This is a genomic window from Streptomyces sp. NPDC091280 (assembly GCF_044768565.1).
Lineage (GTDB): Bacteria > Actinomycetota > Actinomycetes > Streptomycetales > Streptomycetaceae > Streptomyces.
Window position 1 is genome coordinate 578,055 of record NZ_JBIVUZ010000002.1, and the last position, 23,498, is coordinate 601,552.

The window sequence follows — 23,498 nt, forward strand, 5'->3', positions numbered from 1 at the left end:
GGACCGGTCCCGATCGCCGTTGCTCGAAAGGCCACACCGTGCGTTCTTCCACCCGCTTCAAGCGCGTCGCCGGCTGTACAGCCGTCGCGATGTCGTTCGTCCTCGCAGTCGCCGGCTGCTCGTCCTCGTCCTCCAGCAGTGACGGGAAGACCAAGCTCAGTCTCATGATGTGGGACCCGGAGCAGCAGGCCGGCGTTCAGAAGGCTGTCGACGGCTTCGAGAAGGCCAACCCGGACATCGCGGTCGATGTCCAGATGGTCCCGCAGGCCCAGTACTTCACGAAGCTCGACGCTTCTCTCCAGGCCGGAGAGGGCCCGGATGTGATGTGGCAGAGCAGTTCGGCGTCGCAGTACGTCAAGGGCGGTGCGCTGGAGCCGCTCGACAGTTACATCAAGCAGTCGGGCCTGAAGCTGTCCGACTACCCGGCGAAGCTCACGAACCTCTACAAGTTCGACGGGAAGCAGTACGGCGTCCCGAAGGACGAGGACGTGTGGAGCTTCATCTACAACACCGCGGTGTTCAAGAAGCTCGGGATCACCGACGTCCCGAAGAACGACTGGACCTGGGACGACATGGTCCGGATCGCCACGGAGATCAAGGCGAAGCAGACCTCCAGTGCCGACTATCCGATGTACTACAACACCACGTTCAACAACGGTGCGGCGGGCATCGTCCACCAGCTCGGCAGCACCGTCGTCAAGGACAACAGAGGGAACATGGCCTCGCCGCAGGGCACCGAGGCGCTGGAGCGGATCAAGAAGCTGCAGGACGACAAGCTGATCCCGCCGGTCAAGGACTCCGCCGACTTCAGCGTGACCTCGGCGCTGGTCTCCGGCACCATCGCCATGGGTGCGGTCCCGTCGTACTTCCTGTCGGACCTGACGAAGGCCAGCCTCCCCAGCGGCACGCTGCACGCGGTCCCGGTGCCCTCGGTCAACGGGTCGCGCGCGACGGACACCAACGGACTCGTCTACACGATGAACGCGCAGTCGTCGCACAAGGACGCCGCCTGGAAGCTCATCCAGTACCTCACATCGGACGAGGGCGCCACGCTGCACGTCGAGGGCGGTGCGGGCTTCGCCGCCAACACCTCCAGCTCCGTGGAGGACGCCTACTACAAGGCGAACAGCATGATCACCGGCCTCAAGGAGGCGTACCAGCCGATGCTGGCCGACAGCTACCTGCGCACCACCACGCAGTACCCGGCGACGCGTCCGAACTTCCCGGAGATCGAGAGCGCCATGGGCGACTACCTGGCCGGCTCGATCTCCGCGCCTGACGTCGAGAAGAAGATCGACTCGATCCTCACGGACGCGCTCAAGTGACCAGCGCGTCCATCACGCGGCCCGAAAAGGCCGTCGAGCCGAGCCCGCGCAGCCGCCTCGTGCGGCAGCGCCGGCTCGGCCGGCGTGACGCCTTGACGGGCTGGCTGTTCCTGCTCCCGCTCCTTGCCGGCCTGCTCGTCTTCCGCTTCTACGGGTTCGGCTACAACGTCTGGCTCTCGTTCACCAAGGCGGGCGCGTTCGGCCCGCCGCAGTGGATCGGAACGGGCAACTACACAGAGCTGTTCAGCGACGATCTGCTGCGGACCGCGCTGGTCAACACGTTCAAGTACTGCGCCTTCATCGTCCCCAGCGTCGTCGTGGTGTCGCTGCTGTGCGCGACGCTCATGAGTTACCGGTTCCGCGGGCAGTCGGTGTTCCGGGCCGTGATCTTCCTGCCCGCCGTCACGCTGCCGACGGCCGTGATCCTGCTGTTCGGCTGGATCTTCCAGACCCAGTACGGAATCATCAACGCCGCCCTCACGGCGGCCGGAGGATCCCCGGTCAGCTGGTTCGGCAGTGCGGCCGGCGTCTCCGTCGTCGTGACGGTGGTCGTCGTCTTCCTCTCCTTCAGCATTCCGACGGTCATTCTCTACGCCGGTATGCAGGACATCTCCCCGGACGTCTACGAGGCCGCAGCCCTCGACGGCGCGGGCCCCGTCCGCAGGTTCTTCTCGATCACGCTGCCGCTGCTGAGCCCGTCACTGTTCTTCGTGATCCTGACGACCACCATCAGCACGCTGAAGCTCTTCGACGTCGTCTATCTCCTGCTGCCACCGGACCGGCCCACGGCAGCGAAGTACGGGATCACGCTCGTGTACTACTACTACCAACTCGCCTTCTACGGCGTCGGCCAGCGCGGCTACGCGTCCGCGGTGTCCATTGTGCTGTTCGTGATCGTCCTCGCGGTGTCGCTGGTGCTGTTCCGGCTGCAACGCCGCTTCGTGCACTACGGGGAGGACGGCTGATGCCGCACCAGACCCGCACCCCCCGCGCCCGCTGGTGGACGTACACCCTCATCGCCGTGGTCGGGCTCCTGGCCCTGGCCCCGTTCGCATGGATGATCTCCACCGCGCTGATGACCACCGGCCAGACCCTGCAGGTCCCGCCGAAACTTCTGCCGTCCCCGGCGACGCTGGCCGGGATCAAGGAGGTTTTCGAGCGGCTGCCCTTCGGCACCCTGGTGCTGAACACCGCGCTCGTCTCCGCGGCACGCGTCGCCGGAACGATCGTGATCGCCTCGCTCGCCGCTTACGCCCTGGCCGTGATCAAGGTGCCCGGCGCGCGGATCGTCCTGATCACCATCCTGGCGCTGATCATGGTTCCCGGTGACATCTTCATCATCCCGAACTACGCGATCATCTCCTCGCTCCACCTCACCAACACGCTCACCGCGCTGTTCGTGCCGAACGTCTTCGACGTGTTCGCGGTGTTCCTGCTGTACCAGTTCTTCCGCAGCATCCCGCGGGAGCTGGTGGAGGCGGCACGGATGGACGGCGCATCCCATCTGCGCATCCTGGTCACGATCATCGTTCCTGTCGCCCGCAGCGGCATCATCACGGTGGCCCTGCTGACGGTGCTGTCGGAGTGGAAGGAACTGCTCTGGCCGATCGTCGTCAACCGGTCGGAGGACAAACTCCCCGTCGGGCCGGGGCTGGCCATGCTCCGGGGCACCTACACCACGGACTACAACGTCCTGATGTCGGCCGGACTCCTCGCGGCACTGCCGATGGTGATCATTTTCCTCCTCCTGCAGAAGCACTTCATCGCCAGCGTCGCCCGCAGCGGACTGAAGTAACAGGCCCGCACGCCATCGCGCCCCCTCCCCGCCGCCTCCGCAGCGGGGAGCGGCACGCACAACAGACAAGGACACACGTCACCTTGACCGACACCAACCCACTCGAACTGCTGGACATCGCACAGAAGGTCGCCGCTGCGGCCGGAACCCTGGCCGCGAGCATGCGCAGCGACGGCATCAGCGTGGCCGCCACGAAGTCCAGCCAGCTGGACATCGTCACGCAAGCCGACACCGCCGTCGAGACCCTCATCCGCGACCGCCTGCGCGAGCTGCGCCCCGACGACGGCTTCTTCGGCGAGGAAAGCGGCGAAGCCGGCGGCACCAGCGGGATCATCTGGGTCGTCGACCCGATCGACGGGACGGTGAACTACCTCTACGGCTCCCCCTACTGGGCCGTCTCCATCGCCGCGACGGCACCCGGACCCGGCAGCACCCGCCTCTCGGTCGCGGCCTGCGTCCACGCACCCGCCCTGGGCGCGCAGTACACCGCGGCCGCCGGCCACCCGGCGCGCCGCAACGGAGTGGAGCTGCGGGCCAACCTGGACGTGCCGCTTGCGAAGGCGCTTGTGTCCACCGGGTTCATGTACGACCTGGCCACGCGGCCCCGTGTCCTTGCCGACCTCACCGCGCTCACCCCGCTCATCCGCGACGTCCGGATCGGCGGGGCGGCAGCCCTCGACATCTGCGCCGTGGCCGAGGGCCTCACCGACGGCTACGTCCAGCGCGGACTCCCACTGTGGGATTACGCCGCGGCCACCCTGATCGCCGCCCAGGCAGGCGCGGACGTGCGCGGGCTCGGCGGTGGTGCGCCCTCCTCCCCTCTGCTCGTCATCGCGGGCAAGGGCCTCGCCGGCGCCATCGAACCGCACCTGGCCTGAGAGCCGGCTGCTCGACTGTCCGCCCCAACTCCCCACCGAACGAAGGAACTTCGATGACCAGCCCCCGCACGTTCATCCTCTGCGGACACCGCGGCAACCTGGCCAACACCCCGGAGAACACGCTCTCCGGGTTTGCCAGCGCAGAGCACATCGGCGTCGACGAGATCGAGCTGGACGTGCGCACGACCCTCGACGGCGAACTCGTCATCCTGCACGACCGCACCGTGCGCCGCACCGCCGCGGCGCCGACACCTTTCCTCGACGTGCCGATCGAGCGGCTCACCTTCGAGCAGGTGCGCAGCATCGACCTGGGGGCCGGAGAGCAGATCCCGACCTTCACGGAGACCCTGGAGGCGACCAGCGTCCTGCTGCAGGTCGAGATCAAGGCACCGACCGCGGCCCGCCCGCTCGCACGGTTCTTGCGCGAGCGGCCTGCCACAGACCGCGACCGGTGCGTGATCACGAGCTTCGATCCGCTGTCTCTCGCGGACTTCCTCGACGAGTGGACGGGAGGCGCCCGCGGACTCGGGCTGCACATCCCCGATGTCACCGAGAACTGGCGCGACCACGTCGAACGGCTCAACCTCTCGACGGTCTACATCCCCGTACCGCAGCTCACCGTCGAACTCGTCCAGGAACTGCACGAGGACGGGCGACGCGTCGCGGGCTCGCTGATCGACGGCCCCGACGACGTACGGCGCCTCGTGGAGACGAACGTGGACGCCACCGCCTCCAACTCGCCCGCCTACGCCCGCCGGCTCCTGGAATCCAACACCGACTTCATCACACGCTTCCCGACGTTCCAACGGACCGTCGCTGTGACGGCGTAGGGCATGCAGTACGTCCCCCCACTACGAAAAGAAGGGTTGGTAGCATGATCTCCATGCCACCCGGCCCCCACAACCAGCACGGACGCCGGCCCAGTACCATCCGCGACGTCGCTGCCCTGGCCGGGGTTTCGAAATCGACAGTCTCACGTGCCGTCATGGGCCAAGGCGGTGTCAGCGCCGAGAACATGGAGAAGATCCAGCGCGCGATCGAGCAGCTCGACTTCGTTCCCAACCAGCTCGCCCGAAGTCTCAACGCCCGCTCATCAGCCGTCCTCGGCCTCTTCTTGCGGCACACCCGCTCCCCGTTCTACGCCCACCTCGCCGGCGCGTTCGAGGAGAGCGCCGGCGAAGTGGGGTATGAGGTGATGTCCCTCGCCTCGGGGGATCAGCCCGACGACGCGAACTACCGTTCGCTGATGCTCATGGCCGACATGCACACCGCGGGCATCGCCGTCGCGGCGCCGAACGTCGACCCCCGCACAATCCGCCAGGTCGCCTCCCGGGTCCCCCTGGTGCTGGTCAGCCAGATGGGCCAGCCATCCAATCCCGGGGTGCAGTATGTCGCCCCGGACCCGCGGGCGGCCGGCGCGCTCATCGACCACATCGCCGATCTGGGCCACACCTCGATCGCGCTGCTGGCCCATTCGCCCGAGCAGTCTCCGACCCAGTGGGCCCGGATCACCTGGATGCGCGACGAGCTCACCTCCCGCGGCCTGCTCGCGGGCCCGCAGAGGATCGAGCCCGACCAGGACCTGACCCACGTGATCGGGGAACTGCACCGAGCAGGCGCCACAGCGATCCTGTGTCCCAGCGACTGGGTGGCCTTCGACGCCCTCGCCGCCGCGCAACGGCTAGGGCTGGCTGTCCCGGACGACATCTCGATCACCGGCTACGACGGGGTCCCGCCCTTCGACCACGAGGTGTTCGGCCTGACGACGTACCGGATTCCGGTCGACGCGATGGCGGCCGCCGCTCTCGAACTCCTCGACAACCTCATCCGTGACAACCATGTCGAGGCGGGTGGGATCTTGATGAGCGGCGAACTGGTCACAGGCCGCACCACCGGACCAGCCCCGGCACGCTCAGCCACCCCCCGCACGTCGTGACCCGGAACCCCGAGCTCCTTCCCCAGTAGCTCGGGGAGTTCACCGAAACCCCTGCGCGGACCGTCCTCCTGCTCGTACAGCGCTGGAGGCCCGGTCTCCGTTCCAGGGGCCCTCAGCACTACACCGGCGGACCGTGTCTCGAGCTGCGGCTTCTGCAGTCGCACAAGCGGCTCCAACTCAGCGCGTGGCGGGCGGGATCGGGGACGGACTGCGGCCTTCACGGGTTCGCCAACCCGTGGAGGCCGCAGTCCGAGAGCAGTACACCGCCCCCGCCAGCCGCTGCCCCTGACTCCTCCCGCTGGCACTGGTGCGCTCACATCGGCCGAGCACGTCCGTCGCGCAAACCGACCAGCGCAGCGGACAACCGCCTCCACCTCCTGCAACGGATCGTCCGGCACGTTCCTGCCGGTAGAAGGGACCACCTCACCATGGCCACTGTCACGTTCGACAAGGCGACCCGGATCTACCCGGGTTCCACCAAGCCCGCCGTCGACGGCCTCGACATCGCGATCGAGGACGGCGAGTTCCTCGTCCTGGTCGGCCCGTCGGGTTGCGGCAAGTCCACCTCGCTCCGGATGCTCGCGGGGCTCGAGGACGTGAACGCCGGCGCCATCCGCATCGGTGAGCGCGACGTCACGCACCTGCCGCCGAAGGACCGGGACATCGCCATGGTGTTCCAGAACTACGCCCTCTACCCGCACATGACCGTCGCCGACAACATGGGCTTCGCGCTCAAGATCGCCGGCGTCAACAAAGCGGAGATCCGCAAGAAGGTCGAGGAGGCCGCCAAGATCCTCGACCTGAGCGAGTACCTGGACCGCAAGCCGAAGGCCCTCTCCGGCGGTCAGCGCCAGCGTGTCGCCATGGGTCGCGCCATCGTGCGTGAGCCCCAGGTCTTCCTCATGGACGAGCCGCTGTCCAACCTGGACGCCAAGCTCCGTGTCTCCACCCGTACACAGATCGCCTCGCTCCAGCGCCGTCTCGGCATCACCACCGTCTACGTCACCCACGACCAGGTCGAGGCCATGACGATGGGCGACCGGGTGGCCGTGCTCAAGGACGGTCTGCTCCAGCAGGTCGACTCGCCGCGCAACATGTACGACCGCCCGGCCAACCTCTTCGTCGCCGGCTTCATCGGCTCCCCGGCCATGAACCTGGTCGAGGTCCCGATCACCGACGGCGGTGTGAAGTTCGGCAACAGCGTCGTGCCCGTCAACCGCGAGACCCTGACGGCCGCCACCGACAAGACCGTGACCGTGGGCGTGCGTCCCGAGCACCTCGACGTCGTGCCCGCCGACTCCGACCAGGGCCTCGCCATCACCGTCAACGTCGTCGAGGAACTGGGCGCCGACGCCTACGTCTACGGCACCGCCAAGACCGACGGACAGAGCAAGGACCTCGTGGTCCGGGTCAGCGGCCGGTACATCCCGGCGAAGGGCGCGACGCTGCACATCGTCCCGCGCTCCGGCGAGACCCACGTCTTCTCCACCTCGACAGGCTCACGGCTCTCCGGCTGACCTGCCCGTCATCCCGGATGTGAGGGGTGTCCCGCAGACATCTGCAGGACACCCCTGTCACTCCGACGACGCCCAAGGCGAGGACACCCAGCCGCGCCCAACCAGGCATGGGCGGGCCTGAAACGACTACAGACCACAGGAGGAACAGCGATCTCATGACCTTCTCGCTGCCCCACGCATGGGTATGGGACTTCTGGACAGCCGTCGACAAGGACACCGTCCACCTGTTCTACCTGCACGCGCCGAAATCACTGAACGACCCGGAGCTGCGACACCGCAACGCTTCGATCGGCCACGCCACCTCGACGGACTGCATCACCTGGACCGACCACGGCACCGTCCTCGAACACGGCCCCTCAGACGCCCCCGACGCCTCCGCCACCTGGACCGGAAGCGTCATCCAGGACGACGCCGGTCTGTGGCGCATGTACTACACGGGATCACAATTCCCCGACGTATCAGCACGCCTGAACCAGCAGACCATCCTGATGGCCGCCTCCCCAGATCTCCACCACTGGACCAAGAACCCCCAGACCTTGCTGGAAGCAGACCCGACCTGGTACGAGACGCTCGCCGACCAGACCTGGCACGAGCAGGCCTGGCGCGACCCCTGGCTCGTCCCGGACCCCGCCGGAAACGGCTGGCACATGCTCATCACAGCGCGCGCCCGCCATGTTCCGCCCGGCACCGACCCCCGCGACCGAGCCGTCATCGGGCACGCACACTCCGCCGACCTCACGACGTGGACCGCACGCCCACCCCTTAGCGCCCCCGGCGCCGGATTCGCGCACCTTGAAGTGCTCCAGCTTGTCCGTGTCGACGACCGCGAGTTCCTCGTCTTCTCGTGCGACGGCGCACACCTCGCCGGCGCATACACCGGACAAGCGGGCGGCATCTGGGGCATCCCCATCCCTCCGGCCGAGGACCTGTTCGGCCCCGCGGCCGTGTCGCTGGAGGCGGCGTACCGGATCACCGGGGAAGAGCTGTATGCCGGCCGCCTGGTCCAGACTCCTTCCGGCCCCGTCCTGCTCGGCTTCGAAAACCTCAGCACCGAAGGAGAGTTCATAGGCCAGCTCTCAGACCCCATCCCCCTGCGCCTAAACGGCAGCGGGCAACTGGTCGCGGCCAAGCCATAGGAAGCGGACGTCGTGACGACCGGGCGGCCGTCCGACACCGTCGTGCCCCCCCTGCGTCGAGTACAGCACCGACACGGCGTCCGTGCACACCCCCTACACCGGCGAGGTCACCGCCTCGGTCCCCACCGTCGACGCCACCGCGATCGGCAGCATCCTGCAGCAGGCCCGCTGCGGGCGGTGCACCGCGGCCGCGCTGTCGCGGGCCGCCTGGGCTGCCGTCCTCGAACGCGCCGCCCGCGCGGTCAACACCTTGTCACTGTCTGTCCGCGGCTGCGGCTCGCCGCGATGCCGACGAGGTCATCCCCTTCGACTCCTACGAGGGCTCGGAGAAACGGCAGGGTTGGTTCACCCGCGAGCCGTTGCTCATCATCGCCGCCATCAGCCCGTTCAACGGCCCCTCAACATGGTCGCCCACAAGCCCTGCCCGGCCGTCGCCGACGGCAACGCGGTCATCCTCAAACCGTCCGTACTGATCCCGCTGTGTCTGGTCGACACCCTCATCGAGGCCGGCCTGCCCGAGGAGATCGTCACCGTCATCAACGGCGACGCCGGCGTCGGGGCCGCGATCGTCGCCGCACTGGATGTGCGCATGGTGTCCTTCACCGATGGGTTCGCCACCGGCGAGGCCATTTTCCCGCACCGCCGGCCTGAAAAAGCTCGCGATGGACCCGGGCGGCAACGCCCCGGTCATCGTCATGGACGACGCCGGCCTGGAGGAGGCCATGGCCTCCTGCATCTCCGGTGCGTTCTGGGCCGCGGGCCGCAACTGCATCGGCACCCAGCGCATCCTCTGCCGGGCGGCTCGGCCGGCCGCGCCCCTGAGGTGCGGCTGCTGGTGGCAGTGCCCCCTTCACCTTGCCGCCCGCCCCAGCTGACGGGCACGCGGTGCGGTCGGCTGCGCCGTTCGGCGTACATGTCACCTGTCGAGCTCGGCGCGATAGGTCATACCCGCAGGTAGAGCGGCCGTGACGTACCCCTTTGCCGCCCGTGCCTGGCCTGCGGAGTGCCCCAGTGCCGTCGTTCCCGTGACATTGAACCGCAGGAGCTCTCGCCGCGACCAGCTTCGCGCAGCCGTTCGCAGTGAACCGCGCTCATGCCCTCGATGAACTTCATGCGACCTCTTGACGAGTGGAACTCCCCATAGGACAGTCCTACTGTCAGACAGATGAACAAGGAGACAGTATGAACAGACGCACAACGGCCGTGATTGTTACTGGAGCCGTCGCCGCCGTCACCTGCCTCGCGGGGTGCGGCTCGGGCTCCGGCTCTTCAACGGCCGACTCGTCCGCCGCAGCCGCCGCGACCTCGAAGGTGTCGAAGGACGCGGCCCTGGCAGCCAAGTTGCCTGCCGAGGTCCGCAAGGCCGGTGTCATCCGTGTGGCGAGCGATGAGACCTATCCGCCGTTCGAGTCCCAGAAGAGCGGCAAGACGGTCGGACTCGATCCTGACCTTGCCGAGGCGATCGGCAAGGTCCTCGGAGTCCGCATGGAGTTCGTCAACACATCGTTCGACGCGATCATCCCGTCCCTGACGGCGAACAAGGTCGATATGGCCATGTCCTCCATCGGCGACACCAAGGAACGCGAGAAGACCATCGACATGGCCACCTATTACTGGAACGGCTCGCTCGTTCTGGTGAAGAAGGGAAACCCGAAGAAGGTCAAGGCCGACGAGACCTGCGGAGCCCGGGTCGGTGTGGTCAGGGGCTCGCTGCAGCAGACGGATTTCCTTCCCGCCCAGGCATCCAAGTGCAAGAGCCAGGGGAAGCCCGTACCGGTCGTCTCCATCTACCAGAACTCGCCGCAGGCGCAGCTGGCCCTGCAGAGCGGCCGTATCGACGGCGTCATGGCGGACGCGCCTCCGCTGGTGACCGTCGCGGCCGAGCAGTCCCAGATCTTCGAGACGGCCGGACCGCTGGTCCGTAACCCGAACCCCGGCGGGGTGGCTTTCCCCAAGGGGAGCCAGCTGGTCGAACCGGTCAACGGAGCCCTGAACGTCCTGATCAAGAACGGTACCTACAAGGCGATCCTCAAGAGGTGGAATCTGCAGAGCATCGCCATCGATCAGTCCGAAATCAACGGCGCACGTTCGTAGTGACGTCCCGGACTGATATCTGGAAGGAAAGCGCGGTATGGCAGCAATAAGCGCACCGGAACGAACGGAACGTCAGCCTGAGGCTGTGGTCAAACTGCGGCATCCCGGCCGCTGGATCACCTATGCCGTCGGTGCGGTCCTGGCGGCAATGCTCGTGAATACCCTCTTGACCAACAAGAACTTCGGCTGGGACGTGGTCGGACACTACATCGTGTCCGGAGACATCCTTCTCGGCATGGTCAAGACCATCGAGCTGACGGTCATCGCCATGGCCATCGGGATCACCCTTGGCGTGCTCCTGGCGGTGATGCGGCTGTCGAGCAATCCTGCGATGAAGGGATTCTCCTCAGCGTATGTCTGGTTCTTCCGAGGCACCCCCGTCTTCGTGCAGCTCCTGTTCTGGGGATACGCCTCCGCGTTGTACCCCCGCCTGGGGATCGGCGTTCCCTTCGGCCCGGAGTTCGCCTCCGTCAGCACCAATTCGCTGATCACGCCGTTCGCCGCCGCCATCCTGGGACTGGGCCTGAACGAGGGCGCCTACATGGCGGAAGTGGTCCGGGCCGGCCTCCTCTCGGTCGACCGCGGTCAGACCGAAGCAGCCCAGGCCCTGGGCATGTCCCGGCTGCGGACGCTGCGACGCATCGTCCTTCCTCAGGCCATGCGCGTGATCATTCCGCCGACCGGCAACAACGTCATCAACATGCTCAAGACGACCTCCCTGGTGAGCGTCCTGGCATTCCCCGAGCTGCTCTACTCGGCCCAGCTGATCTACTCCACGAACTTCAAGACCATTCCGCTGCTGCTCACCGCATCGCTGTGGTACCTGCTGATGACATCGATACTCAACGTCGGCCAGCACTTCCTGGAGCGACGCTTCAGCCGCAGCGACCGACCTGATTCCCGGCGCGCAGCGCCCAGGGCCCGCGCGCGCGGCATCGCCCAGCAGAGCCCGGAGGGCTGATGGAAACCCAGAACATCACCGCTCCCGGCAGCACCGCCGCTGCGGAGCCCATGATCAAAGCGCAGGGCGTCTGCAAGACGTTCGGCAACGTCGAGGTCCTCAAAGGCATCGACCTCGAAGTACGGCGTGGGGAGGTCATGACGCTGCTCGGCCCCTCGGGGTCCGGAAAGTCGACCTTCCTCAGGATGATCAACCATCTGGAGACCATCACCGCCGGCCGCCTCACCGTGGACGGACAGCTCGTCGGCTACAGCGAACGCAACGGCCGGCTGTACGAGCTGCACCCGTCAGCCATCGAGCGGCAGCGCGCCGACATCGGCATGGTGTTCCAGCGCTTCAACCTCTTCGCCCACATGACAGCGCTCGAGAACGTCATGGAGGCCCCCGTGGGGGTGCGCAAGCAACGGCGGGACATCGTCAAGAAGCGGGCGATGGAACTCCTGGACCGGGTGGGACTCGGCAACAAGGCATCCTCCTACCCCAGCGCCCTGTCGGGCGGACAGCAGCAACGCGTCGCCATCGCTCGCGCCCTGGCCATGGAGCCGAAGCTGATGCTCTTCGACGAGCCGACCTCTGCACTCGACCCCGAACTCGTCGGCGAGGTCCTGGACGTCATGAAGGATCTCGCGCGATCGGGCATGACCATGGTCGTGGTCACGCACGAGATCGGCTTCGCCCGCGAGGTCGCCGACCACGCCGTGTTCATCGACCAGGGCATCGTCATTGAGAGCGGAACACCCTCCCAGTGCCTGACCAATCCGCAGCATCCGCGGACCCAAGCATTCCTCGGCAAAGTGCTCTGATGCATCGGCCGTCCCGAAAGGAAAACCCTCACGTGAAGGTCGTTGTCATCGGAGCCGGCGTCATCGGTCTGTCCGTCGCAACGGAACTCGCCCGACAAGGCGCCCGGGTCACCGTCGTCGAACAGGACGCGCCCGGAACCGGCACCTCAGCCACAAGCTACGCCTGGGTCAACTCCAACAACAAAGAACCCCGCGAGTACTACGAACTGAACCTGGCGGGCCTCGAAGCACACCACCGCCTTGCACAGACCGCGGGCGGTCAGTGGCTGCGCACCGGAGGCCACATCGAGGTCGCCACCGACACCGCGCACCGCCACGAACTCCAGCAGCGAGTCTCACGGCTGCAGGACCTCGGCTACCAAGCCGAACTCATCACACCCCAGGCTGCGCGCCAGCTCGCACCGGACCTGCTCGTCTCCGACACGGCCGGCCCCATCGCCTACTTCGCCCGAGAGGCATACTGCTACCCGCAGCTCTACCTCGCGCACCTGCTCAACACCGCATCCGACCTCGGCGTGCACATGAGCATCGGCACCCCGGTCAAGGCCCTGGAGGTCGAGAACCAGCGCCCCGTCGTCCGCCTGGCCGACGGCACCGCCATCCGCTGCGACCAAGTCGTCACCTGCGCCGGACGCTGGACCGACACCGTCCTCGCACAAGCCGGCATCACCCTGCCGATGGCAACGTTCGAGCACGCCGGTGACGTCACCGTCGGCTACCTCGCCGTCACCAACCCGCTGCCGGTCTCCCTGACCCGTCTCATCACCACCTCCCACCTCAACGTCCACCCCGACGGTGCAGGACGGCTCATGCTGCAGGCCCTCGATCTGGACGCCACCGCCGACCCCCGCCACACCCCCAAAACCGACTCCGCCGTCGCGGAGGAGATGCTCGACCGCCTCGCCGGGATTCTCCGGCACACCCAGACGGCCACCATCACCGAGCTGCGCGTCGGCCGACGCGCGATACCCGCCGACGGACTCACCGTCGCCGGCCCCGTGCCGTCCCTGCCCTGGCTCTACTCCGTCGCCACACACAGCGGCGTGACCCTCGCCCCCCTGCTCGGCGAACTCGTCGCAAAGGAGATCTCCACTGGCGTTATCCAGGACCAGCTCACCCCCTTCCGGCCAGAGCGGCTGCTCAGCGCTCACGTGGCCAAGGGGCCGGATGCACCGCGCCGGCCGGGCGAGCAGTAGTCTCAACATCAGTTATTTCAAGAAGGGACCCGGGGTGCATGACCCGCATTCAGCGTGAAACCGTTGCCGAGAAGAGCGCCGCGATGCTGCGGGACCGCATCCTCAGCGGGCGTCTGAGCCCCGGAACGCCCGTCACCGAGGAGGCAGTGGCCGAAGACCTCGGAGCATCGCGCGCAACCATCCGCCAAGCACTCAATACCCTGATGCTCGATGGACTGCTGACCCGCCACCCGACCACACGGGTACTCCAGGTCACCACGCTCAGCCCCGAGGACGTCCACGACATCTACCGCGCCCGACGCTTCCTCGAACTCGGCGGAGTCGACGCTGCCGCACACGCTTCCACACAGGACCTGGAGCGCATCACCCGCGCCGTAGACGAACTCGAGAACACCGTCCGCAGCAAGGACGCACCCGGGTTCGTACACGCCGACATGCGCTGCCACACCGAGGTAGTCGCACTCCTGGGCTCCCAGCATCTCCTGGCGGCGCACCGGCACCTGATGGACAAACTGCGACTGGTTATCACCGCAACCGGAACGGACCTCGAAGCAGGACTCGCGGAGCACAAGACGTTCGCACACCTGCTGGTCACCGGTGCGATCGCCGAGGCACGGGCCAACCTGGCCGCACGACTCGACGAAGCCGAGCAAGAGGTAGCCAGCCAGGCAGAGCGAGACCAGGCCAGCGCCGCGAAAACCTTCGCCAGCTGAACGACACCCGGCCCAGAAGGTCTACCTGGTGACCTGCAGCCCGACAACAAACAGCGTTTCCCCCTCCTGACCACGGCAATTTCGTGCGCCTCACCGCGGCGACTCCACTTCATCCCGAACGGTGAAGCCTGCCCTGAGGCAGCCTGTATTTCCCCGCATCGATAACCAGCCCGAAGGACCAACGGGGGACCACCACAGCCCGCCTCCTCGAACGGCGACTTTCACAAACCGTGGCCTATTCGCAGAGTTTTTGGCTTCAAGCGCCGCCGTCGCATCCAGGCTCGGCCAGCGCTGTTCCGGCGGAGTACCCCCCCTCGTTTCACCTCAGCAAGGAATTCCTCACATGACCAGCACACCTGCCAAAACAGCCATCACGCCGACCACGCACTCTGCCCCGTCCGCCGCGTTCAAGCACGGCGTACGCAAGGGCAACATCGTCCAAGTCGGGGGACAAGTGGGCTTCCTGCCCACCGATGTGGCCCCTGCCCACACGCTCGCCGGGCCCACCGTGCGAGAGCAGACACTGCAGACCCTCGCCAACGTCAAGACCGTCCTCGAAACAGGCGGCGCGACGTGGGACGACGTGATGATGCTGCGCGTCTACCTCACCGACGGCGCCCACAGCGACGAGTTCAACGAGACCTACAACACGTACTTCGCCGACTTGCGCGAGCCCCATGCCCGCGCCACCGTCTACGTCGGCCTGCCGGAGGGACTCCTGATCGAGATAGACGCCCTCGCCGTCATCGATTAAGGCCGTGTAATCGCCGACTTGCACAGCGAACTGCCCACCTGGCGTCCTGGCGTGAGCTGGTCAACGGCGAGTCCCGCGCCGGGATGTTCACGGCCTGGCGTGGCGGCGGAACGCCATCCTCCCAGGAACCAAGAGCGGCTGTTCACCGACTGCCCGGTACCAGCCGCGCACCATGGCCTGCGTGAACCCCAAGAACAGGCCAATCACAGCCACCAGTCCGGGAGAAAAGGCTTCACCCAACGGGAAACCGCTGCCTATACGGCTCACTCGGCGCCGAGAACGCGCACAACCGTTGAGGTAATCAGGTGGATACGCCGCGAGCGTGCCTACTGATGCCTGCCATATGCCAGGGTCAGTGGGAACGCTACGGCTGGAGGGCAATCAAGGGCTTCCCGGACGATCATGCGCACCCTCAACCGGCGGCAGCGAGCTCAAGCTCCGCGGCGTGTCCTCGCCTGGGCGAAGTTGTGGCTGCTCAGGGCAGCAACATGCTTCCGTACTGCTCCGCGATCATGCAGATGAGCCGAAGATCGGACAGTGTGAGCAGCTTCGCGGATCGAGAGTCCACCCTTTCCGTGAGGGCCGATCGCAGGGCGTTCAGCGCCGTCTCGTTCCATAGGAGGTCTTGGCGGATCGCCTCCCAGTACAGGGGAACCCCGAACTTCATCTCGGAGGCGATTACGACGGCGCTGTTCGTGTAGAGGGAGACGCTCGACTCCAGCAGCACGGGGATCAGGCTCGGCCGCTTCATGTGCAGCAGTGCGGTGGCGAGGGTCGCGCCCATTCTGTACTGGTAGCGCAGCAGTTCGTAGACCCGAACGACGTCTTCCCAGACCTCTGGTTGCTCGCGGGCGTTGAAGTCGCGCAGATCCGAGGCCGTTGGGATCTCGTGCAGGACGGTGCTACGGCCCACCGCGACAATGTCGAAGAGCACATGCGCATCTATCGCCACGCCCAACGCTATGACGCGCGCACAATCCTCCAAGCTGAACCGGAAGGGATCGATGACCCGACGGGCGGACGTGCCCTCGGTGACCAATCCCAGGTCGTAGACATCGATCTTTCTGATGTCGTAGCCGTAGAGCAGGTCGAGGATGTCGTCGAGGCTCAGGAACGCCGATGCGATCCTCATGTTCACGCCGACCGTCCTGTCCTGGCGCATGCCGCTGCGCGATGCGCCGAGCCGAACAACTCACTGCCAACGATGGACCGACAAGAGACGTGCCCACCACGACCACGCCGGCTCTGCGGGCCACCCGGTGAGGCACGAGAGCTGGTCGCATACCCTGTGGTCGCCTCGCTGGGGTGGGCGCGCTAGAGTCCTTTACAGTGTCCGACTCCGTTCTCAAACAAGATCCACCCGCCTCCGCTTCGATACAGCGCGCGTTCGAGGCGCAGATTCGAGCGGTCGCGGCGGGCGGTGGGCTTCCAGCGATCCTCGATCAGGCCGCTCCGCTGCTGAGGCGCTGCGATCTCATCGTAGTCGGCTCAAGCGCGGAAGTGATCGAGCAGCGTGGCCACCACTTCTCCAGCGAGGTATCACTCCTCGACCTCATCGAGGAGGCCGGCGCAGCCAGCGCTCATGAGGGCGTGATCGAGCGCGACCGGGTCAAGATCCACCGTATCCCGATCCGGTTCGTGGGCCGCCCGAGCACGTTCCTGCTGTGCGTCACCGACCGCGACTTGAATGCGGACGAACTCCGGGTTCTCGAGCAGTGCCGGCTCGGTGTCCTGCTGGCGCGCACCTACGGTGCGGCGAACGAGAAACTGGACCGGGGCAAGATCAGTTCGCTGCTCGAGGCGGTATTCAACGGCGCCGTCGAGGTTTCTCGCATCACCGAAGTGCTCGGGCCGTACGGCATCGATGCGATCGAGGGTATCCGGGTCATCGCCTTCGCCGCAGACTCCCTCAGCGCCAGGCACCACGTCATCGGCGTCTTGGAGGACAAGCGCCACATCGGTATCCCGATCGCAGTGGGGGAGCTGAACGGCGGGGTTTTCTGTGTGATCAACAGCGCCGACCGAGGCCACTCGGAGCGACTGCTGGCGGGGATTCTCGAGCTGGAGGGCACTCGCAGCAAGGGCAAGCCCTCGGTCAGAGCCGGCGTCTCTCATCCGCACCACAGTGTGGGACAGCTCAGGCGCGCGATCCTCGAGGCCCGCCTCACCCTGTCCGGGACGCCTCGTACGGGACACACGATCGCCTACGCCGAAGACACGGTCGTGTCCACCGTTCTCGCCTCTCTGTTCGAACACAACGCCGTGCAGTACTTGATGTCGCGATACATCGATCCACTCGGCCAATACGATCGCCGCCACGGCATGGAGTTGCTGCCGACTCTCGCTCACTACGTCAGCGAGGGATTCCGTCCCGGGGTGTCCGCGGACGCGCTGTTCATCCACCGGCAGACACTGAAGTACCGTCTCGACCGCATCGCCAAGGTGACGGGAGCCGACCCGCGAGACCCAGTCAACATGCTCGAGTACATCCTCGCAGTCAGGCTCCACCAGGAGTTCCCCGAGGCGGAGGACCAGTAGCTCCTGGCGGCCCTTGAACGCCATGCCCTGGCGCGTTGCGCCGCGCATCAGCGCACTGCCGAGGACCAGGCCGGCGTTGATCGGCAGGCCCCATCCGCAGCGATCATCACGCACGCCGACACAGGAGCCGATCTCCGGCGTGAGCGGATGCCGAGCATCGACTCCAAGGGCGACGGCAGGGGTGACCCGCAGCAGGCTCGTTTCGGTGTCTTGGAACGCGAGACGGCCCATGGCGGACCACCTGCGCAAGCACCGCCCGGCGAGGTGTAGCCGGATCTGGTGGCACAGGCGCCGCTGAGGTGCAGCGTGCGGTGTGTGTCCGGCACATCGTCGCACCAGGTGGCCACGGCGACCGCAACTGGCCGCACGATGATTCGTACATACGTTCTTATTAGCGGGTCGCTGACGGCAAGCTCCGACCGCCGGGACTCAGCGTCCCCGGTAGGGGCTCCTCATCGCGTGCAGTTCCCCGGCTGAGGTGTGGCGGCAACGCCCGCGACAACCCGGTGCGGCGCCCTCACTGGGTCCGCAGCACGCTTCTCCCGCGGCGCGGTCGGCGCTGGTGCGAGCCGCTGTCGGGCTGCCAGGCGGTCTTGGTCATCACGCTGCTCGTACTCGTCCCGCTTGCGTTGATGCTGGCGAACAGTTTTGGCCACCGGGGATGTATATGGCGCATCACAGCGGGTTCACCGCGAGCAGGTCTTCATACGGATGGATGAAGCATGACGCGGTCCCTAGTGCGTCGGTATGTAGCTTGCCACGTGCAGTTCATCACATCGTTGCAGCACGTTAGCGATGGCTGAAACCAGCCGAAGCCAGTGGGAGGTCACGTGTACCGGATCGGAATCGACACAGGCGGGACGCACACCGACACCGTTCTGCTCGATGAGGATTCGGGTCAGACCTGGGTGGACAAGGTCTCGTCGACCCCCGATGACCCGGCGGTCGGCGTCATCGACGGCTTGAAGCGGCTGATCGCCGTCAACGGGATCGCTGCCGACGAGATCGCGATGGTCGTCTACGGCACGACGGTGATGGTGAACCGCATCATCGAAGGCCAGTCGACCAGGACCGCGCTGATCACGACGCGCGGCTTTCGAGATGTACTCGAGCTGCGACGCTCCTTCCGCACCGGCAGCGTGTACGACGTCCAGTGGGACCAGCCGCGCTCGGTCATCCCCCGCAGCCGCCGTTTCGAGGTCGCCGAGCGGATCAACCACCGGGGTGAGGTGATCCACCCCCTGGACGAAGCCGACCTCGCTCGCGTACTGGAGGACATCCGCGAAGCCGGAGCCGAATCGGTCGCCGTGTGCCTGCTCCACTCCTACGCCAACCCGCAGCACGAGCTCCAGATCGAGCGCTATCTCACTAAGCACGCGCCGGACCTTCATCTGTCGATCTCCTCGCGCATCAGCCCGGCCGTCGGAGAGTACGAGCGGTCCAGCACCGTGGCGATCGATGCGATGGTCAAGCCGGCTTTGTCCTCGCACCTGCGCCATCTCGAGCAGCGCATTCGGGAAATCGGCATTGACTGCTCGCTCAACGTCATGCAGTCCAACGGCGGGACGATGTCCTTCGAGGCCGCATCCCGGGCCCCGGTGCGCATCATCAACTCCGGTCCGGTGGCCGGCGTGATGGCGGCCGCCGTGGTGCGTGAGCGGCACGGCATCGAGAAGGTCATCTCCCTCGACACCGGCGGCACGAGCACCGACTTCGCCATCGTGCTCGAGTCCGGGCCGATCGAGATGCTGCAGGGCGAGGTCCAGGATCAGCCCATTCAGCAGTCGGTGGTCGAGGTCCACCCCATCGGCGCGGGCGGCGGGTCGATCGGCTGGGTCGACGACGGCGGGGCGCTGCGGGTCGGCCCCCGCAGCGCGGGTGCGACGCCCGGTCCCGTCTGCTACGGCAGGGGCGGCACGGAGCCGACCGTCACCGACTCCGCGCTCGTGCTGGGCTACATCAATCCGGACCGCTTCCTCGGCGGCCGCTCGCACCTCGATCTCGAGGCGGCGCGAGAGGCGATCCGGCAGCGGGTTGCCGAGCCGCTCGGCTACAGCATCGAGGAGGCGGCCTACGGGATCGTCCAGATCGCGGTGGCCCACTGTCTGCGGGCCGCGCGCCGGATGACGGTCCAGCGGGGGCACGATCCCCGGGACCTCGGCATGATCGCTTTCGGTGGCGCCGGCGGGCTCCTGGCCGGGTTCCTCGGACGCGATTTGGGGGTCAGTTCCCTCATCGTGCCGCGTGATCCCGGCAACACGTCGGCGCTCGGTCTGCTCATCACGGACGAGCGGCACGATCACCTGCGGGTCATGCGCGGTCTGCTCGACGCGTTCCCGGCGGCCGATGTGGAGGCGGCGTTCGCAGCGATCAGCTCGGAGCTGTTCGAGGAGCTTGCCGCGGAGACGATCCAGCCCGGCGACGCGGAGGTGTTCCGCACCCTGGACCTGCGCTATTTCGGGCAGACCTACGAGCTTCCGATAGCGAGCCGGGGTGTGTTCGACGACCGGGAACGTGACCGGGTCAAGGATGCCTTTCACGAGGCCCACGCGCAGCGCTACGGGCACTGTGCCCCCGAGGACCCGGTCGAGCTCGTCAACGTCAAGACCCACGCGCTCGTGCGCGCTCCCAAGGTGTCCGAGTGGCGCATCGACGAAGTCGAGGGCTCCCCGTCGCCGAAGCCGGTCAGTACGCACCGGGCGTACTTCGGGGACTGGCACGAGACCCGGTTCTACGACCGCGTGCAGCTGCGGGCCGGTGCCTCGCTCGTCGGACCGGCCGTGGTGCAGGAGAACCTGACCACCATCGTCGTCCTGCCCGGGCAGACCTGCGTGGTCGACGAGTCCGGCGATCTCGTCATCAAGGGCTGAGCGCCGCGCCACGCGGACCGAATTGGAAGGAGCAGTACATGGCAGTCGACGTGGTCACGGTCGAGGTCATTCGCAGCTATCTGGAATCCCTTGCCGAGCAGATGACAGACACGATGGAGCGGACGAGCTACTCCCTGGTCATCAAGGAGGGCAAGGACTGTTCGTCCTCGATCTTCGACGCGAGCGGGCGGCTCCTGGCGGAAGGGGCGAACGTTCCCGTCCACCTGAACGCGCTCGGCCCGTGCCTGCGGGCGATGCTGCAGAACGAGATTCCGGCCGAGCAGATCGAGCCCGGCGACGTGCTGCTGACCAATGACCCGTTCATCGACGGGAGCCTGGGAGCGCATCACACCTCCGACTTCATCGTCTACTACCCGATCTTCCACGGTGAGACCCTGCTCGGGTTCTCCACGCTCTTCGCGCACCTGGCCGGGACCGGCGGGGTCGATCCCGAGGGCTGGCACACCACGATCTTCGACGAGGGCCTGCGTATCCCTCCGATCAAGCTGTTCCGCCGCGGGGTACTCGACGAGCGGCTGTTCCGCCTGATCCTCGCCAACACCAACGCCCCCTACGCGCAAAAGGGCGACATCCTCGCGCAGGTCGCCGGCGCCCGGGTCGGCGCACGCGGCTTCCTCGACCTGGTCGACAAGTACGGGCTGGAGACGGTCACCGAGGCGATCGAGAACCAGATCGACTACGCGGAGCGCCGCACCCGTGCCTACATCGAGCGCATCCCGGACGGCCGCTACGAGGCCGAGACGCAGGTACTGGAGGACGGCTCGATGGGCGGGCCGCACCGGCTCAAGCTCGCCATCGACGTGCGCGGCGACGACATCGTCTTCGACTATTCCGGGACCGCCCAGCAGATCGTCGGCCCGATCAACTGCCCCAAGTCGGCCACCATTTCAGCGAGCCTCTTCGGGCTCATGGCCCTCATGCCCGCGGACATCCCGAAGAACCAGGGAACCGCGAACATCGTCACGGTGCGGACCGAGCCGGGAACGCTCGTCGACCCGCGCGAGCCGGCCGCGGTCTACCAGCGCATGGCCATCACCCACCAGATCGTCGACCTCGTCTTCGAGGCGATGGCCAAGGCGGTACCGCAGGACGTCGTCGCCAACTCCTGCGGCATGGTGTACTGCAACGCCACCGCCATCAACCCCGATCCCGCCACGCTCGGAGCGGACCTCACCGGACGCCAGTCCTGGGACCAGGGAACCGGACCGAGCACCGGAGGGCTGGGAGCCCGGGCCGGCAAGGACGGCCTCAACGGCATGCCGGGATGGATCACGAACGTGGCCTCGTCCTCGATCGAGAGCACGGAGATCGAGGCACCGGTGCTCTACCTGCGCAAGGAACTGCGCCAGGACTCGGGCGGAATCGGCGAGTTCCGCGGCGGACTGGGACTCATCCTGTCGTGGCAGTGCCTGGGAAGCGAGGGCCTGCTCTCGCACACCTCACAGCGCTCGGCGATCCCGCCGCAGGGACTCTTCGGCGGCGGACCCGCCGAGGGAAGCGCATGGGTGATCAACCAGGGCACGGAACGCGAACACCGCCTCGAATTCCAGGCCGGCCCCACGATCAGCATCGACCACGGGGACACGCTCACCTTCTACGCGCCCGGTGGCGGCGGCTACGGACCCCCGCAGCAGCGCACCACCGAGCAGATCCTCAATGACCTCGAGTCGGAGTACGTGTCCGAGGTTCACGTACGCGCACACTACCCCGCCCAGTGGCGGGAACTGGAGGGCCGTCAGGCATGAAGGTGCTCATCGTCGGTGCAGGAGCCGTGGGCTTGTCCACCGCGTACTGGCTGCATCAGGCCGGACACGAGGTGTCCGTGGTCGAGCGCGGCGGCATCGCCGCAGGAGTGTCGTGGGGAAACGCCGGGGAGATCTGCCCGGCCGTCGCCACTCCGCTGGCCGAGCCGGGCCTGGTCGTCAGCGCCCTCGCGAATGTGTTCGCGAAAGGCAGCGCCCTGTCGATGCGGCCCACGCAAGTGCTGCGCAACCTGCCGTTCTTCCTGCGGCTGCTCGCCAAGTCCAACGCTCGCGATTTCCGGCACGGGACACGCGTTCTCACGGAACTCGGCAAGGACGGCCTGGAGCTGTTCGGGCACATGCAGTCCGAGATCGGGACCTTCCAGCTGGTGAAGGACGACTACCTCCAGGTGTACTCCAGCCGGGAGCGCTCGATCGGAAGCCGTGACGAATACCTCTCGCTGTTCGGCGAGACGATCGACTGCGGCGACATCCTCAGCACTGACGAGCTCAAAGCGGCCGATCCCTCACTCGGGACGGAGGCCCGCGCCGGCTTCTTCCTGCGGGACCAGGCGTATCTCGATCCCGGCCAGTTCTGCAACGCGATCGCGGACTATCTGCGGGGCGAGGGCGCCGAGATCCACACCCACACCGCCGTGGAACGGCTCATCGAAACCCCGGGATCCGTCACCGCCGTCACCGCTGCGGGCGACCTCGTCGCGGACCGGTGTGTCGTCGCCGCCGGCGTGTGGTCCGCTCAACTGCTCAAGTCCATCGGCGTCCGCATCCCCATGTACCCGGGGAAGGGATACAGCTTCAACATCTTCCCCAAAACGCCGCCACGTCACGTGCTCAAGCTGGAAGAAGCACACGTCGGTGTCGTGCCGATGGACTCCGGGGTCCGGGTGGCCGGAACGATGGAATTCAGCGGATACGGCCTGTCGATCGACCAGCGGCGCATCCGCTCGATCATCCACGCCGCCCGCCCCTTCCTCGCCGACGTCGACTGGGAGGCCCGCAAGAACGAGTGGGCCGGCCTGCGACCGCTCACGCCGGACGGTATGCCCTACGTCGGCCGCGTCGGCCAAGGGCAGGTATGGGTTGCCGCCGGTCACCAGATGCTCGGCGTGCTCCTCGCGCCGAGCACCGGCAAGCGGCTTGCGGACTCGCTGAGCGGCTCCGAAGCGCCGGTCATGCGGCACCTGGCCGTCCGGTAACT

The 23,498-nt window shown here is 66.9% G+C and carries 21 protein-coding genes and 1 pseudogene; 20 read left to right on the forward strand and 2 right to left on the reverse strand.

Going from position 1 to position 23,498, the window contains the following annotated elements; all coding sequences use genetic code 11:
* The first annotated feature begins 38 nt into the window (after positions 1-38).
* From ACIQPR_RS09155 to ACIQPR_RS09190, 8 genes are all read left to right on the forward strand, one after another.
* Complete coding sequence (locus ACIQPR_RS09155; RefSeq protein ID WP_403644255.1) at positions 39-1,325, forward strand: ABC transporter substrate-binding protein; 1,287 nt, start codon at positions 39-41, stop codon at positions 1,323-1,325.
* Positions 1,322-2,290: a carbohydrate ABC transporter permease gene (locus ACIQPR_RS09160; RefSeq protein ID WP_403644258.1), complete on the forward strand. Its 969-nt coding sequence runs from the start codon at positions 1,322-1,324 to the stop codon at positions 2,288-2,290. The genes ACIQPR_RS09155 and ACIQPR_RS09160 overlap by 4 nt, the downstream gene beginning before the upstream one ends.
* The gene (locus ACIQPR_RS09165) at positions 2,290-3,120 is read left to right on the forward strand and encodes a carbohydrate ABC transporter permease (RefSeq protein WP_403644261.1); all 831 of its coding nucleotides are present in this window, start codon (positions 2,290-2,292) and stop codon (positions 3,118-3,120) included. Before ACIQPR_RS09160 ends, ACIQPR_RS09165 begins: the two co-directional genes overlap by 1 nt.
* A gap of 83 nt (positions 3,121-3,203) precedes the next feature.
* Positions 3,204-3,998, forward strand: a complete 795-nt coding sequence (locus tag ACIQPR_RS09170; protein WP_403644264.1) for an inositol monophosphatase family protein — start codon at positions 3,204-3,206, stop codon at positions 3,996-3,998.
* Between the two features lie 53 nt (positions 3,999-4,051).
* Positions 4,052-4,828 (forward strand): glycerophosphodiester phosphodiesterase, encoded by a 777-nt coding sequence (locus ACIQPR_RS09175; RefSeq protein ID WP_403644267.1) that lies wholly within the window; start codon positions 4,052-4,054, stop codon positions 4,826-4,828.
* Between the two features lie 53 nt (positions 4,829-4,881).
* The gene (locus ACIQPR_RS09180) at positions 4,882-5,934 is read left to right on the forward strand and encodes a LacI family DNA-binding transcriptional regulator (RefSeq protein ID WP_403644270.1); all 1,053 of its coding nucleotides are present in this window, start codon (positions 4,882-4,884) and stop codon (positions 5,932-5,934) included.
* A gap of 428 nt (positions 5,935-6,362) precedes the next feature.
* The gene (locus ACIQPR_RS09185) at positions 6,363-7,451 is read left to right on the forward strand and encodes an ABC transporter ATP-binding protein (protein ID WP_403644273.1); all 1,089 of its coding nucleotides are present in this window, start codon (positions 6,363-6,365) and stop codon (positions 7,449-7,451) included.
* A 155-nt stretch (positions 7,452-7,606) separates the two neighbouring features.
* Positions 7,607-8,587, forward strand: a complete 981-nt coding sequence (locus ACIQPR_RS09190; protein WP_403644275.1) for a glycosyl hydrolase family 32 — start codon at positions 7,607-7,609, stop codon at positions 8,585-8,587.
* 93 nt (positions 8,588-8,680) lie between these two features.
* Here the strand turns inward: ACIQPR_RS09190 and ACIQPR_RS09195 are convergent, their stop codons facing one another.
* Entirely contained in the window at positions 8,681-8,836 is a 156-nt protein-coding gene (locus ACIQPR_RS09195; RefSeq protein ID WP_403644277.1) for a hypothetical protein, read from the reverse strand.
* A 154-nt stretch (positions 8,837-8,990) separates the two neighbouring features.
* On the opposite strand from ACIQPR_RS09195, the pseudogene ACIQPR_RS09200 reads away from it, so the two are divergent.
* From ACIQPR_RS09200 to ACIQPR_RS09235, 8 genes and pseudogenes are all read left to right on the forward strand, one after another.
* Positions 8,991-9,161: pseudogene (locus ACIQPR_RS09200) on the forward strand (aldehyde dehydrogenase family protein); the annotation flags it as partial.
* A gap of 121 nt (positions 9,162-9,282) precedes the next feature.
* On the forward strand, positions 9,283-9,462 hold the full coding sequence (locus ACIQPR_RS09205; protein ID WP_403644782.1) for a hypothetical protein: 180 nt from the start codon (positions 9,283-9,285) through the stop codon (positions 9,460-9,462).
* Between the two features lie 307 nt (positions 9,463-9,769).
* The gene (locus ACIQPR_RS09210; RefSeq protein WP_403644280.1) at positions 9,770-10,681 is read left to right on the forward strand and encodes an ABC transporter substrate-binding protein; all 912 of its coding nucleotides are present in this window, start codon (positions 9,770-9,772) and stop codon (positions 10,679-10,681) included.
* Positions 10,682-10,718: 37 nt separating this feature from the next.
* Positions 10,719-11,642, forward strand: a complete 924-nt coding sequence (locus ACIQPR_RS09215; protein ID WP_403644283.1) for an amino acid ABC transporter permease — start codon at positions 10,719-10,721, stop codon at positions 11,640-11,642.
* Positions 11,642-12,445, forward strand: a complete 804-nt coding sequence (locus tag ACIQPR_RS09220) for an amino acid ABC transporter ATP-binding protein (protein WP_403644286.1) — start codon at positions 11,642-11,644, stop codon at positions 12,443-12,445. The genes ACIQPR_RS09215 and ACIQPR_RS09220 overlap by 1 nt, the downstream gene beginning before the upstream one ends.
* Positions 12,445-13,641, forward strand: coding sequence for an NAD(P)/FAD-dependent oxidoreductase (locus ACIQPR_RS09225; protein WP_403644289.1), 1,197 nt, complete (start codon positions 12,445-12,447; stop codon positions 13,639-13,641). Before ACIQPR_RS09220 ends, ACIQPR_RS09225 begins: the two co-directional genes overlap by 1 nt.
* Before the next feature lie 38 nt (positions 13,642-13,679).
* Positions 13,680-14,354, forward strand: a complete 675-nt coding sequence (locus tag ACIQPR_RS09230; protein WP_403644292.1) for a GntR family transcriptional regulator — start codon at positions 13,680-13,682, stop codon at positions 14,352-14,354.
* Positions 14,355-14,697: 343 nt separating this feature from the next.
* Positions 14,698-15,108: a RidA family protein gene (locus tag ACIQPR_RS09235; RefSeq protein ID WP_403644295.1), complete on the forward strand. Its 411-nt coding sequence runs from the start codon at positions 14,698-14,700 to the stop codon at positions 15,106-15,108.
* A gap of 475 nt (positions 15,109-15,583) precedes the next feature.
* Here ACIQPR_RS09235 and ACIQPR_RS09240 read toward each other — a convergent pair whose 3' ends face one another.
* Positions 15,584-16,240 carry a DUF6308 family protein gene (locus tag ACIQPR_RS09240; RefSeq protein WP_403644785.1) on the reverse strand — a complete coding sequence of 219 codons (657 nt, stop codon included), beginning with the start codon at positions 16,238-16,240 and terminating at the stop codon, positions 15,584-15,586.
* 197 nt (positions 16,241-16,437) lie between these two features.
* On the opposite strand from ACIQPR_RS09240, the gene ACIQPR_RS09245 reads away from it, so the two are divergent.
* From ACIQPR_RS09245 to ACIQPR_RS09260, 4 genes are all read left to right on the forward strand, one after another.
* On the forward strand, positions 16,438-17,646 hold the full coding sequence (locus ACIQPR_RS09245; protein ID WP_403644298.1) for a PucR family transcriptional regulator: 1,209 nt from the start codon (positions 16,438-16,440) through the stop codon (positions 17,644-17,646).
* A gap of 830 nt (positions 17,647-18,476) precedes the next feature.
* The gene (locus ACIQPR_RS09250; protein WP_403644300.1) at positions 18,477-20,516 is read left to right on the forward strand and encodes a hydantoinase/oxoprolinase family protein; all 2,040 of its coding nucleotides are present in this window, start codon (positions 18,477-18,479) and stop codon (positions 20,514-20,516) included.
* A gap of 38 nt (positions 20,517-20,554) precedes the next feature.
* A complete protein-coding gene (locus ACIQPR_RS09255; protein ID WP_403644303.1) occupies positions 20,555-22,282 on the forward strand; it encodes a hydantoinase B/oxoprolinase family protein in 1,728 nt (575 codons plus the stop codon).
* Positions 22,279-23,496, forward strand: coding sequence for an NAD(P)/FAD-dependent oxidoreductase (locus ACIQPR_RS09260; protein WP_403644306.1), 1,218 nt, complete (start codon positions 22,279-22,281; stop codon positions 23,494-23,496). Before ACIQPR_RS09255 ends, ACIQPR_RS09260 begins: the two co-directional genes overlap by 4 nt.
* Positions 23,497-23,498 lie beyond the last annotated feature (2 nt).